Below are 12640 nucleotides of genomic sequence, written 5' to 3' on the forward strand. Positions count from 1 at the left end.
ATCGTCCCGATGTTGCAGTGCGGCTTCGTCCGCTCAAACTTCGCCTTCGCCATCGCTTTTCTTCGATCCTGCTCTCGACCGCCAAAATTGACGTCACACGCGCCCTGGGGCTCTCCCGCCGGCGCCGCGTGACCCGACCTTCGCAACGCCGCCCCGCCGGCCGGCGCCCCGCTGCGCTGGAGCGGGTGGCGGGAATCGAACCCGCATGACCAGCTTGGAAGGCTGGGGCTCTACCATTGAGCTACACCCGCGAGCGCGAATTCGCTTTCGTCCGACACCTCAGCAGCAAACCGCTCCTCGCGGAGAGCGGGTTCTCGTCCCCAGCGTCTCAGGGGTGGTGGAGGGGGTTGGATTTGAACCAACGTAGGCATAGCCAACGGATTTACAGTCCGTCCCCTTTAACCACTCGGGCACCCCTCCGGCGGCCCCTGCGAGCGAGGACCGCGAACTATGGTGATATGGCTCCCGGTGTCAACCGCTAAACGCAAGACAAGACCCAACATCCGCCATCTCGAAAGCAGCGGACGTGGGCCTTGTTAGGCACCCTGCTTGTGGGCCAATAGTACGCCCCACCATGACCAAGCGCAAGCACGACACCGGCAAGTCCCGCCGCGGCAGGCCAGCGCCGCGCCACCCCGAGGCGCGCGGGCCCGAGCCGCGTGCGGCGGAGTCGCGCGCGCCGGACTCTGGCAGGCCGGTGCGGGGCGGGCCGGGGGGGGCCCCGGCGGGCCCCGCCGTCCGCGGCCTCTGGCTGCACGGCGTCCACAGCGTAGCGGCCGCGCTCGCCAACCCGCGGCGCGCCTGTCACCGCCTGCTGCTGACCGCCGAGGCGTCGAAGCGCGAGGAGGCGCTGCTGCGTCCGGCCCTGGCCGCGCGCGCCGGGCTGCAGCCGGAGATCGTCGAGCGGAGCGCGCTGGAGGCGCTGCTCGGCGAGGAGGCGGTGCATCAGGGCCTGGCCCTGCAGGTCGCGCCGCTGGCCCAGCCCGACCTGCTGACGCTGCTGCGCCGCCACGCCGAGGGGCCGGCCCTGCTGCTCGCGCTCGACCAGGTCACCGATCCGCGCAACGTCGGCGCGATCCTGCGCTCGGCGGCGGCCTTCGGCGCGATCGGGCTGATCGCGCCGGACCGCCACGCCGCGGCCGAAACCGGCGCGCTCGCCAAGGCGGCCTCGGGCGGCCTGGAGGTCGTGCCCTACGTCCAGGCCGGCAATCTCGCGGCGGCGATCGAGACCGCCAAGCAGCACGGATTCTGGGCGATCGGCCTGGCCGGCGAGGCGCACGAGGATCTGGCCGGGGCGGCGCTGCCCGACCGCCTGCTGCTGTGCCTCGGCGCCGAGGGGCCGGGCCTGCGGCGCCTGACTCGCGAGCGCTGCGACCTGCTGGTGCGCCTGCCGGTGACCGGGCCCCTGCGCGACCTCAACGTCTCCAACGCCGCCGCGGTCGCGCTCTACGAGCTCTGCGCCCGGCGCGGCCTGGCGCGGCCGCCGCAGGCGGACTGAGAGCACTTAGCCGGCGCGCGCGAAGGAGCGGATCAGCTTGAAGACGCTCTCCTTGATCTCGCCGTCCGGCAGCTCGTTGAGCATGCGGGCGATGCGGATCGTCTTGGTGGCGAGCGCCTCGTCGGCCTCGAGCGGCTGCCCCTGCGGCTTGGCCGCCTCCTCCAGACCGTCGTAGAAGTAGGTCACCGGCAGCTGCAGGATCCGGCTGATCTTGAACAGCCTGCCGCTGCCGATGCGGTTCAGGCCCTTCTCGTACTTCTGTATCTGCTGGAAGGTGATGCCGAGCGCGTCGCCGAGCTCCGTCTGACTCATCCCCCGCACAATCCTCGCCTCACGCAGCCGCCGCCCGATCTCGGCGTCAAGTTCGTCACGCATCCCCATTCCTCGTACCCCGGCCTGTTCTCGTACCCGCTAAGCGACGCCGCGGTCCCCTTTTGCCGGTGACCCTCAAGGATACACTGTTTACGCTTTCGGATTGGGCGTGCGCGAACGCCGCCCCCCTGTCAAGCAGATCGAAAACACCTCAGACGTTTTACAGCCGGAGGTCGCCAAGGAGTCGAGGCGTCGCTCGTCCTAGGGTCGTTTTATGCTCCTTTTGCGAGCAAAAGTTCGTGCGAAGACGACCCATCAAAAGTTGACTTTTGGACGCAACCCCACCTTTCATCTGACGCAACCCCACCTTTCATCTGACGCGGGCCTGACCGCCGGAGCGAAAGTTCGGAAGGGACGCTCAGAAGCTCGGAGGCGTGCAGGCAGAGACGACCTCCGCTTCCTCGGTTCCGACATTGCGAAAGCGATGCGGCTGGCGACTGTCGAAGTAGTAGGCGTCGCCGGCGGCGAGAACGCGGCGCAAGCCGCCGACCGTGACCTCGAGGCATCCGCGCACGACGACCCCGCCCTCCTCGGCGGCGTGGCTCAGCATCGCCTCGCCAGTATCGGCACCCGGCGCGTAGCGCTCGTGGAGGATCTGCAGGCTCTTGCCCGAAAGGTCGCGGCCGACCTGGCGGTAGCTGATCCGGCCGCCGGCGATCTCGGCAAGCTCCCCGGCGGCGAAATAGACCGGCTCGCGCCCGCCCGCCGGCCCCTCGAAGAAGCGCGCCAGGCTGATCGGCACGCCGTCCAGGATCTTCTTCAGGAGCCCGACCGAAGGGCTGGTCTTGTTCTGCTCGATCAGGGAGACGACGCCGTGCGAGACCCCGGCGCGCCTGGCCAGGGCGCGCTGCGACAGGTTCTGCTGCTCGCGCAGGGCGCGCAGCTGCTGGCCGAGGTCGAAAGGCCGGTCGCCGTCCATGTCATCCCGCTCAGTTCGCCCAGGATAATAGACAAAAAGGCCAAGCCGGTTCCACCATGCCAGTCTGGGCCTCAGCGATTGTCAATTTTCTTGATCGCACCTATGCTGCGGCGATCATCAACCGCGATCTCCGCTCGCCCCGAGAGGTGCCCCATGGACGGCTCCGCCCTGCCCGTCAACGCCGACGCCGCGCCCAACAATCTCGAACCCTTCTGGATGCCCTTCACCTGGAACCGGGCGTTCAAGAAGGAGCCGCTGCTGCTGGCCTCGGCCAAGGGCATGTACTACACCACGGTGGAGGGCAAGCAGGTGCTCGACGGCACCGCCGGCCTGTGGTGCTGCAACGCCGGCCACCGGCGCGAGCCGATCGTGCGCGCGGTGCAGGAGACGGTCGAGCACCTCGACTTCGCGCCGACCTTCCAGCTCGGCCACCCCCTGCCCTTCGAGCTCGCCAACCGGCTGACCTCGATGGTGCCGGGCGACTTCGACCACGTCACCTTCTGCAACTCGGGCTCCGAGGCGGTCGACAGCGCGCTGAAGATCGCGCTGGCCTACCACCGTGTCCGCGGCGACGCCGCCCGCACCCGGCTGATCGGCCGCGAGCGCGGCTACCACGGCGTCGGCTTCGGCGGCATCTCGGTCGGCGGCATCGTCAAGAACCGCATGTTCTTCGGGCCGCTGCTGAATGGCGTCGACCACATCCGCTCGACACACGACCTGGAGCGCAACGCCTACAGCCGCGGCCAGCCGGAGCACGGCGCCGAGTTCGCCGACGAGCTGGAGCGGCTCTGCGCGCTGCACGACCCCTCGACCATCGCCGCCGTCATCGTCGAGCCGGTCGCCGGCTCGACCGGCGTGCTGATTCCGCCCAAGGGCTACCTGCAGCGCCTGCGCGACATCTGCGACAAGCACGGCATCCTGCTGATCTTCGACGAGGTGATCACCGGCTTCGGGCGGCTCGGCTCCTCCTTCGCGACCGAGCACTTCGGCGTCCAGCCCGACCTCATCACCTGCGCCAAGGGCCTGACCAACGGCGTCATCCCGATGGGCGCGGTGATCTGCCGGAAGGGCATCTACGAGGCCTTCGAGACCTGGGCCGACGAGACCGGCCAGACCATCGAGCTGTTCCACGGCTACACCTACAGCGGCCATCCGGTCGCCGCCGCCGCCGGCCTCGCGACGCTCGGCCTCTACCAGGACGAGCAGCTGTTCCAGCGCGCCGCCGACCTGGCGCCCTACTGGGAAGAGGCGGTGCACGGCCTGAAGGGCGCGCGCCACGTCATCGACCTGCGCAACATCGGCCTGATCGCCGGCATCGAGCTGGAGTCGCGGCCGGGCAAGGTCGGGGCGCGCGGCTACGAGGCCTTCCGCAAGGCCTTCGAGGCCGGGGTGCTGATCCGCGTCACGGCCGACATCATCGCGCTCTCGCCGCCGCTGATCATCGAGAAGCCGGAGATCGACCGTCTGTTCGAGACGGTCCGCGACGTGCTGCAGTCGCTCGACTGAGCAAGCGTCGGAAAACCAGAGCGGGAGGAGGCGGCCATGCATGTCGGCGTGCCGAGGGAAATCAAGGCGAAGGAGTTCCGGGTCGGGCTGACACCCTCGTCGGTGCGCGAGCTGGTCCACCACGGCCACGGGGTGACCGTCGAGACCGCGGCCGGGCTCGGCATCGGTTTCTCGGACGAGGCCTACCGGGCGGCCGGCGCCGAAATCGCGCCCGACGCCGCGACGGTCTTCGAGCGCGCCGAGATGATCGTCAAGGTCAAGGAGCCGCAGGCCGGCGAGATCGCCATGCTGCGCGAGGGCCAGCTGCTGTTCACCTACCTGCACCTGGCGCCGGACCTGCCGCAGACCGAGGGCCTGGTGAAGTCGGGCTGCATCGCCATCGCCTACGAGACGGTCACCGACCGGCTCGGCCGCCTGCCCCTGCTGGCGCCGATGAGCGAGGTCGCCGGGCGCATGTCGATCCAGGTCGGCGCCCACTGCCTGGAGAAGGAGCAGGGCGGCTCCGGCATGCTGCTGGGCGGCGTGCCGGGCGTCGCGGCGGCCAAGGTCGTGGTGCTCGGCGGCGGCGTCGCCGGCACGAACGCCACCCGCATGGCCATGGGCCTGGAGGCCCACGTCACGGTCATCGACAAGAACCTGCACCGGCTCTACGAGCTCGACCTGCAGTTCGGCGCCATGCTCAACACGATCTTCTCGACGGTCGACGCGATCGAGGAGCACGTGCTCGCCGCCGACCTGGTGATCGGCGCCGTGCTGGTGCCGGGCGCCGAGGCGCCGAAGCTGGTGACCCGCGAGATGGTCGCCGCCATGAAGCCGGGCTCGGTGCTGGTCGACATCGCGATCGACCAGGGCGGCTGCTTCGAGACCTCGAAGGCGACGACCCACGACAACCCGACCTACCGGGTCGACGAGGTCGTGCACTACTGCGTCGCCAACATGCCCGGCGCGGTCGCGCGGACCTCGACCCAGGCGCTCAACAACGCGACCCTGCCCTTCACCCTGGCGCTCGCCGACAAGGGCTACCGCAAGGCCCTGGCCGACGACCCGCACCTGATGGCCGGCCTCAACGTCGCGCGCGGCGAGATCACCTGCAAGGCGGTCGCCGAGGTCCACGGCCTGCCCTACCGGCCGCCGCAGGAGGCGCTCGGCCTCTAGGTCCGGGCTTCCTTCCCGGTCGGCCGCGACCCTTTGCACCTGCGGCGATTCTCGCCGTTGCCGGCGCGGCCGTCGGGGGGCAGCCTCGCGGTCATGACCCGCCAGCACCCTCCCGCCCCGACCGGCGCGCCACCCGCCGAAGCCTCCGGCGCCATCAGCCGCGCCGGCAGTGACGCCGCCGCCTCCCCGCCGCACGGGTTCCTCGAGACCGCGAGACAGGACAGCCCCGCCATGTCGCTCCGCACGTTTCGCATCAACCTGATCCCAATCAATCTGATCCACGTCGCCGGCGCCCTCGTCGCGCTGCTCATCGCCCTGGTCGCCGTCGCCCAGGCCCACGACCACGAGGTCGCGGAGTTGCGGGTCGGCCACCCCTGGGCGCGCGCCAGCGCCGGCGCCGCCGCGAGCGGTGCCGCCTACATGACCATCGAGAACCTGGGCACCGAACCCGACCGGCTGATCGCGGTGGCGACCCCGGCCTCGAAGCGGGCCGAGCTGCACACCCACCTCGAGGAGAACGGCGTGATGAAGATGCGCCAGGTCGAGGGCGGCATCGAGCTGCCGGCCGGCGCCACCGTGGCGCTCGCTCCCGGGGGCCTGCACGTCATGCTGATGGGCCTGGCGGCGCCGCTCGAGCAGGGCGCCCGCTTTCCCATGACCCTGACATTCGAGAAGGCCGGCACGCTGTCGGTCGACATCGCGGTCGAGGCGATCGGCTTCCGGCCGGCCGGCCACGGCGAAGGCCATGGCCACCAGTAGGGGGAGCGCTCCGCCCAGGGTCCGTACTCAGTAAGGGGATTCCGGCGCTGGGCGGTTTCGCGATTCAAGCTTCCAATGCGGTGGAGGTTTGGATGGCGGGTCTTCATCGGCCGAGCGACGCGGAATGGGCTCGCAGTGAGCCGTTGCTCCCGCGGGGCCGACTCGGCGCACGCCGCGTTGAGGAGCGTCGGATAATCAGCGGGATCTCGCCTATGTTGCGGTCGCGGGCGCAAAGCTCGGATCCCCTATGACATCGAAGCCTACCGCGCCCGAAACCTCGTCGAGCGGATGTGGTGCCGGCTCAAGGACTGGCGGCGCATCGCCACGCGATACGACAGGCTCGCTCGCAACTTCCTCGGCGCCGCTCTCATCGCTGCCACCATCGCCTACTGGCTCAATTGGGTCCGGACGCTAGCGACCCGACCGCGCCAGGCGTCTCGCCCACCAGGCCGGGCCGGCTCTTCAGCTTCAATCGCCCCCGGTGTTCCGGGCGAGCACCGTGATCTTGCCGTTGCGCTCGAGATAGACGGCTTCCACCTCGCGCGCGTCGGCGACGCCGTTCGAGCGCAGGGCGAGCTCGAGGTCTCCCTTGTTCATCACCGCCCGGCGCATGGCGCGCTCGTCGACCCGGCCGTCGCGGACCAGCCGGATCGGCTCGCCCTTCACCAGGAACCCGAAACGGCGCGAATGGACGGAGAGCCAAGCCAGCAGGGCGTGGAACAACACGAGCGCCGTCGCTGTGGCGAGTGTGGGCAGGAACTGGGCGTTGGCGGTCAGGGCGCGGCTGAGGATCGAGCCGAGGATGACGACCAGGACGATGTCGAAGGCGCCCGTGCGGGCGAAGGAGCGGATCGGCGCCAGCCGCACCAGCGCGAGCCCGTAGGCGAAGATCAGGAGGCCGCGCACGACCATCTGCCACCACAGGATGGTGTCGGCGTCGGCTCCAATGATGGGGTGCAGGAACTCCTCCATGCCGGCGCCCCTTCCAGGACGAGAAAATCCGGGTCAGCGCGGCAGGAATCCTTCCACGCCAGCAAGGACCAGCACGAGCAGGACGGCGAAGCCGGCGATGAACGGGGCGGTGCGCAGGTGCAGCAGCGCCGGCCAGGTCAGTTGGCCGCGATCGCCGCGCCGGGAGAGCCGCCCCGTGAGGCCCGGCAACGCGGCGAAGACAAAGGCGCCGAGGACCATTCCGAGCATCACCGCTAGTGCGTCGAAGTTGCCCTGGCCGAGCGCCGCCGCACCGGTCCCGGGACAGTAGGCGGCGAGCGCGAAACCGGCGCCGAAGACGAGCCCGCCGACGACGTTGGCGGCGTAGCGGGTCGGCTTGACGTGCAGCTGGACGAGGCCGAGGCCGTGCAGCGTCCAGACGCCGATCATGCCGACCAGCACCGCCGTCAGCATGACCTTGAGCACCGTGAAGTCCTCCAGGAGCAACTGTCCGATCAGCACGTCGAACTTGGCGACCCCGCCCTTCTGCAGCAGGAAGCCGAAGCAGAAGCCGAAGATGAGGCCTAGGAGGAGCTGTCTCCGCATCGTCGCCTCACAGCCGATAGAGCAGCAACGCCACCGGGACGCCGCCGAGGAAGAAGCAGGCCAGCGCTACCCAGGAGCCGACCGAGAGCTGCAGCGCGCCGCTGATGCCGTGGCCGCTGGTGCAGCCGCCGGCGAGCCGCGCGCCGAAGGACATCAGGATGCCGCCGGCGACCGCGACCAGGCCGCGGAGCCAGGGCGTGTCGCCGAAGCGCTGCTCCCACATCGGCTGCACCCACTGGCCGGTCAGCTCCCCGCCGGTCCAGGCGGCGGCGAAGGCGCCGACGACGACGCCCAGCACCAGCATCACCTCCCAGTCGATCTTGGGCGGGTTTTCGCGGAAGTAGGGCAGCCGTCCGAGCGCCCCCGGAGAGACCAGCTGGACGAGCCTGCCGCCGACCTTGGCGTAGCTGCTCGAGGCGCCGAGCGGCTTGTCCGAGACGTAGAAGGTGACCATCGACAGCAGGCCGATGAGCGCGCCCGCGAGGTAGGGCGACCAGGCCGAGCCGGTCTGCGGCGCCGGCTCCTGGGCGAGTGCCGGTCCCGCCGCCAGGGCGACGCCGAGGCCGGCGAGGGTTGCGGCGAGGCGGGCGGGATTCACTGCCGGGCTCACTGGGCCGCGGCCCGCTGCGTCGGCTCGCCCTCTTCCGTCGGCAGGCCGAGCGCCTGCCAAGCGGTCATGCCGCCGAGCAGGTTGACCGCGCGGTAGCCGTGGCGCGCCAAGATACTGGCGCCGAGGCTACCGCGGTGGCCGACGCTGCAGGTCGACACCACCGGCCGTTCCGGGTCGAGGCCGAGCTCGTCGAGCGCGCCATCGAGATGACCGACGTGGCAGTGCCGCGCGCCCGGAATGTGACCCTCCTCGTACTCGGAGATCTCGCGCACGTCGAGCACCTGCAGCCGGTCGCGGTCCTCGGCGGCCCGGCGCGGCGCGAGCGTGCCGCTCGTCTCGATCGGCAGCCCCGCATCACGCCAGGACTCGAAGCCGCCGGCGAGCGCCCCGGCAACGTTGTCGAAGCCGATGCGGGCGAGCGACAGCCGCGCCTCCCGGAGCGCCGCCGGGCCGTCGACAATGAGGTATATCGGCGTCCCCTCCTCGGCGATCCAGCCGCCGTAGCGGCCCATGCCGGAGAGCCAGACGCTGTAGGCGCCACCGACGTGGCCACCGGCGAAGGCCTCGACCTCGCGGGTGTCGATGACGATGCCCTCGCCGCAGCGCCGCTCGAACTCCCGCGGCTTCAGCCAGGGCACCGGCGCGGCGTCTGCGAACGGCCGCCCCGCGCCGAGGTTGACCTTCTCCATCAGCCGGAAATAGGGCGGCCGCGCCATCCGCTCCTGGCACTTGTGGCGGACGAAGGCGTCGCGGCTCTTCGTCGCCACGGCGTTGCTCGCGCGCTCGATGCCGATGGTCGAGTGGTCACGGTCGGCGACATTGCCGCCGCAGGCCGAGCCGGCGCCGTGCGCCGGCAGCACCAGCGCCTGCTCGCCGAGCGGGAGGATCTTCTCGTGCACCTGGTCGTAGAGCAGCCCGGCGTGCTCGCCGGTCTTGCCGGCGTCGGTCAGGTCGGTGCGGCCGGTGTCGCCGATGAACAGGGCGTCGCCGGTGAAGACGGCCCACGGCGTGTCCGGCGCCGCCGCCAGGGTCACGGCGTAAGACATGCTCTCGGGCGTGTGACCGGGCGTGTGCAGGCCGCGCAAGCTCAGCCCCTCGGCAAGCTCCAGCGTCTCGCCGTCGCGCAACGGCCGGTCGGCGTGGGCGGTGATCTCATGATCGGCGGCGACGATCTCCGCGCCGGTAAGCTCGCGCAAGGCCGCGCCGCCCATCTCGAAATCCTCCTGGCGGTGGGTCTCGATGATCCACCTGAGGCGCAACCCGTTGTCCTGCACCAGCTGCAGGTAACGCCCGACGTCGCGCCCAGGGTCGACGACCGCCGCCTTGCCGTCCTCCGCGAGAAGATAGGCGACGTGGGCGATGCCAGGGGTCTTGATCCGTTCGAAGAACATGCTCCCGCTCCCATTCGCTCATGCGAACGTAACGGAGCGCCCGGCCACCGGTTCCAGCCGCGGCGGGCTTGCGATGCGGGCGCGTGCCGCATCGCCTGCGCCAGCTCTGCGGAAGGGGGGCGCCTAAGGCCTCAGGTCGCGCAGGCGGTACCAGAGCATGGCCAGGGCCAGGGTCGGGGTGCGCAGCAGCCGGCCGCCCGGGAAGCTGGTGTGCGGCAGGCGGGCGAAGAGGTCGAAGCGCTCGGCCTGGCCCGAGATCGCCTCGGCCAGCACGCGCCCGGCGATCGCGCTCATCGCCACGCCGTTGCCCGAGTAGCCCTGGGCGAAGTAGAGGTTGGCGCCGACCCGTCCGAAGTGGGGCGAACGCTCCATGGTGATGGCGACATAGCCGCCCCAGGTGAACTCGAAGGCCACATTGTCGAGCTGCGGGAAGACCTGCCGCATCTTGCGGCCCATCGCCTGCGGCAGGTTCGGCGCCGTGACCCCGGAATAGCTGACCCGGCCGCCGAACAGGAGCCGCTGGTCCTTCGACAGGCGGTAGTAGTTCAGCACGAACTTCAGGTCGCAGATCGCCTCGTTGCCCGGGATCAGGCTCTTCGCCCGGTTCTCGCCGAGCGGCTCCGTCGCGCCGATATAGGTACCGACGGGCATGATCTTGCCGCGGATCTCCGGCATCAGGCCGCCGAGATAGGCGTTGCAGGCGAGCACGACGAACTTCGCGCGGACCCTGCCGCCGGCGGTCTCGACCGCCGGCTCGGCGCCCTGCAGGATGCGGGTGACGGTCGAGTCCTCGTGCAGCCTCGCGCCCGCGGCCTCGGCCGCCGCCGCCAGGCCCAGGCAGTAGTTGAGCGGATGCAGGTGGCCGGCGCCGGCGTCTGCCAGGCCGCCGATGACCGCGGGGGAGTCGACGTGGCGGCGCGCCTCCTCCGGCGTCTCGACCAGGGTCAGCTTGTCGTAGCCGTAGTCGCGCGACCACTCCTCCGCCCAGTCCCGGCAGTCGTCCAGCTCACGCCGGCGGTCGGCGGCGTTGAAGTAGCCCCAGGTCAGGTCGCAATCGATGGCATGCCGCTCGACCCGCTCGGCGAGCAGGCGCTTCGATTCCTCGGTCAGCTCGAAGAGCTTGCGCGCGTCGTCCTTGCCGACCCAGCCGGCGAGCTTGTCCATCGGCGAGGAGAAGGCCGAGCAGACCTGGCCGCCGTTGCGCCCCGAGGCGCCCCAGCCGATGCGCCGGGCCTCGAGCAGCACCACGGAGTAGCCCCGCTCGGCGAGCTCGAGCGCGGTCGACAGGCCGGTGAAGCCGCCGCCGACGACGCAGACGTCGCAGGAGACCTCGCCGGCCAGGGCCGGCCGCTCGGGCGCCGGATTGGCGGTCGCGGCGTAGTAGGATTCGACGTGCGGCGCGGGCGGCATGGCTTCTCGCGTTGGCGTGGCGGGGAGGGTTCTCTTGCCACCCGGCAGGGGGCGGGTGTAGCTCAGGCGGGGCGGCCGACGCGGGAATTCGCGGCCCGCCAGCCACGGATGAAGAGTTCATAGCATGTCTTCCATAGCAGAATTTCTCAAAGAGCATCGCATCGAGGAGGTCGAGTGCCTGGTGCCGGACATGGCCGGCATCGCGCGCGGCAAGATCCTGCCGGCGCACAAGTTCCTGAAGCAGCTCGACGGCAACGCGCTGCGCATCCCGGAATCGATCTTCGTCCAGACCGTCAACGGCAGCTATCCCGAGGACGACAAGGTCACCGACCCGGCGACCAGCGACGTCTACCTGGTCCCCGACGTCGAGACCGTGCGCGTCGTGCCCTGGTACACCGAGCCGACGGCGCAGGTGATCTGCGACCCCTACTACTTCGACGGCTCGCCCGTCCCCTTCGCCTCGCGCCACGTGCTCAAGCGCGTCGTCTCGCTGTTCGAGGCGAAGAACTGGGTCCCGATCGTGGCCGCCGAGCTGGAGTTCTACCTGGTCGAGATCAACGAGGACGCCGACTATCCGCTGCGCCCGCCGATCGGACGCTCGGGCCGGCGCGAGACCAGCCGCCAAGCCTACGGCGTCGACGCCGTCAACGAGTTCGACCCGATGTTCGAGGAGGTCTACGACTTCTGCGAGGCCCAGAACATCGACATCGACACCCTGGCCCACGAGGCCGGCGCCGCCCAGATGGAGATGAACTTCAATCACGGCGAGGCGCTGGCCCAGGCCGACCAGGCCTTCCTGTTCAAGCGCACGGTCCGCGAGGCCGGCCTGCGGCACAAGGTCTACGCCACCTTCATGGCCAAGCCGATGCAGGGCGAGCCGGGGAGCTCCATGCACGTCCACCAGTCGCTGGTCGACCCGCAGACACGGCGCAACCTTTTCGCCACGCCGCGCGCGGGCAAGGACACCAGCCTGTTCCTGAGCTACGTCGCCGGCCTGCAGCGCTACCTGCCGGCGGCGATGCCGCTGTTCGCGCCGAACGTGAACTCCTACCGCCGGCTGATGCCGAACACCGACGCGCCGATCAACACCCACTGGGGCTACGACAACCGCACCGTCGGGCTGCGCGTGCCGCGCTCCGGGCCCGCCGGGCGCCGCGTCGAGAACCGGGTCGCCGGCGCCGACGCCAACCCCTACCTGGCGCTGGCCGGCACCCTGGCCTGCGGCTACCTCGGCATGACCCAGCGCCTGAAGCCGCGCCAGCCGATCGTCGGCTCGGCCTACCGGCTGGCGCACACGCTGCCGCGCACGCTCTACGACGCGCTCAACCGCTTCACCTCCTCGCGGCCGCTCAAGGAGGTGCTCGGCGAGACCTTCATCGACGCCGTCGAGGCGGTCAAGGACGCCGAGCTCAACGCCTACCAGGAGGTGATCTCCTCCTGGGAGCGCGAGCACCTGCTGCTAAACGTCTGACGAACGGAAAAAG

Annotated in this window: 13 protein-coding genes, 2 tRNA genes and 1 pseudogene; 7 read left to right on the top strand and 9 right to left on the bottom strand. The window is 70.4% G+C overall.

The annotated features are described in order from the left end of the window. Positions 1-209: hypothetical protein (locus WD341_RS13250; protein WP_368425943.1), on the top strand; the 209-nt coding region annotated here is incomplete at its 5' end. Here the strand turns inward: WD341_RS13250 and WD341_RS13255 are convergent. Together WD341_RS13255 and WD341_RS13260 are read right to left on the bottom strand one after the other, a co-directional pair. Next, positions 178-251, bottom strand: a tRNA-Gly gene (locus tag WD341_RS13255). The genes WD341_RS13250 and WD341_RS13255 overlap by 32 nt on opposite strands. 84 nt (positions 252-335) lie before the next feature. Next, positions 336-420, bottom strand: a tRNA-Tyr gene (locus tag WD341_RS13260). Between the two features lie 154 nt (positions 421-574). Between WD341_RS13260 and rlmB the strand changes: the two genes are divergently transcribed. After that, a complete protein-coding gene (rlmB, locus tag WD341_RS13265; protein WP_368425944.1) occupies positions 575-1498 on the top strand; it encodes a 23S rRNA (guanosine(2251)-2'-O)-methyltransferase RlmB in 924 nt (307 codons plus the stop codon). 6 nt (positions 1499-1504) lie between these two features. Here the strand turns inward: rlmB and WD341_RS13270 are convergent, their stop codons facing one another. Together WD341_RS13270 and WD341_RS13275 are read right to left on the bottom strand one after the other, a co-directional pair. After that, a complete protein-coding gene (locus WD341_RS13270) occupies positions 1505-1879 on the bottom strand; it encodes a helix-turn-helix domain-containing protein (protein ID WP_368425945.1) in 375 nt (124 codons plus the stop codon). A 349-nt stretch (positions 1880-2228) separates the two neighbouring features. Continuing rightward, entirely contained in the window at positions 2229-2789 is a 561-nt protein-coding gene (locus tag WD341_RS13275; protein WP_368425946.1) for a cupin domain-containing protein, read from the bottom strand. Between the two features lie 153 nt (positions 2790-2942). Here WD341_RS13275 and WD341_RS13280 point away from each other — a divergent pair, with 153 nt between their 5' ends. From WD341_RS13280 to WD341_RS13295, 4 genes and pseudogenes are all read left to right on the top strand, one after another. Next, entirely contained in the window at positions 2943-4295 is a 1353-nt protein-coding gene (locus WD341_RS13280) for an aspartate aminotransferase family protein (RefSeq protein WP_368425947.1), read from the top strand. Between the two features lie 36 nt (positions 4296-4331). Further along, positions 4332-5450 carry an alanine dehydrogenase gene (gene ald / locus WD341_RS13285; RefSeq protein ID WP_368425948.1) on the top strand — a complete coding sequence of 373 codons (1119 nt, stop codon included), beginning with the start codon at positions 4332-4334 and terminating at the stop codon, positions 5448-5450. 231 nt (positions 5451-5681) lie between these two features. Further along, complete coding sequence (locus WD341_RS13290) at positions 5682-6209, top strand: copper chaperone PCu(A)C (protein WP_368425949.1); 528 nt, start codon at positions 5682-5684, stop codon at positions 6207-6209. 246 nt (positions 6210-6455) lie between these two features. Next, positions 6456-6605 (top strand): annotated as a pseudogene (locus WD341_RS13295) (transposase); the annotation flags it as partial. A gap of 72 nt (positions 6606-6677) precedes the next feature. On the opposite strand, the gene WD341_RS13300 reads toward WD341_RS13295, so the two are convergent. The 5 genes from WD341_RS13300 to WD341_RS13320 all read right to left on the bottom strand — a co-directional run bounded on the left by WD341_RS13300 (position 6678) and on the right by WD341_RS13320 (position 11156). Continuing rightward, positions 6678-7181: a DUF421 domain-containing protein gene (locus WD341_RS13300; RefSeq protein WP_368425950.1), complete on the bottom strand. Its 504-nt coding sequence runs from the start codon at positions 7179-7181 to the stop codon at positions 6678-6680. 33 nt (positions 7182-7214) lie between these two features. Then, positions 7215-7745 carry a YeeE/YedE thiosulfate transporter family protein gene (locus tag WD341_RS13305; RefSeq protein ID WP_368425951.1) on the bottom strand — a complete coding sequence of 177 codons (531 nt, stop codon included), beginning with the start codon at positions 7743-7745 and terminating at the stop codon, positions 7215-7217. 7 nt (positions 7746-7752) lie between these two features. After that, complete coding sequence (locus WD341_RS13310; RefSeq protein WP_368425952.1) at positions 7753-8343, bottom strand: YeeE/YedE thiosulfate transporter family protein; 591 nt, start codon at positions 8341-8343, stop codon at positions 7753-7755. An 8-nt stretch (positions 8344-8351) separates the two neighbouring features. Next, positions 8352-9746, bottom strand: coding sequence for a rhodanese-like domain-containing protein (locus tag WD341_RS13315; protein ID WP_368425953.1), 1395 nt, complete (start codon positions 9744-9746; stop codon positions 8352-8354). 123 nt (positions 9747-9869) lie between these two features. Beyond that, positions 9870-11156, bottom strand: coding sequence for an NAD(P)/FAD-dependent oxidoreductase (locus WD341_RS13320; protein WP_368425954.1), 1287 nt, complete (start codon positions 11154-11156; stop codon positions 9870-9872). Between the two features lie 124 nt (positions 11157-11280). Here WD341_RS13320 and WD341_RS13325 point away from each other — a divergent pair, with 124 nt between their 5' ends. Continuing rightward, the gene (locus tag WD341_RS13325; RefSeq protein ID WP_368425955.1) at positions 11281-12627 is read left to right on the top strand and encodes a glutamine synthetase family protein; all 1347 of its coding nucleotides are present in this window, start codon (positions 11281-11283) and stop codon (positions 12625-12627) included. Positions 12628-12640 lie beyond the last annotated feature (13 nt).

This window comes from Tistlia sp. (genome assembly GCF_040905785.1).
Classification (GTDB): domain Bacteria; phylum Pseudomonadota; class Alphaproteobacteria; order Kiloniellales; family DSM-21159; genus Tistlia.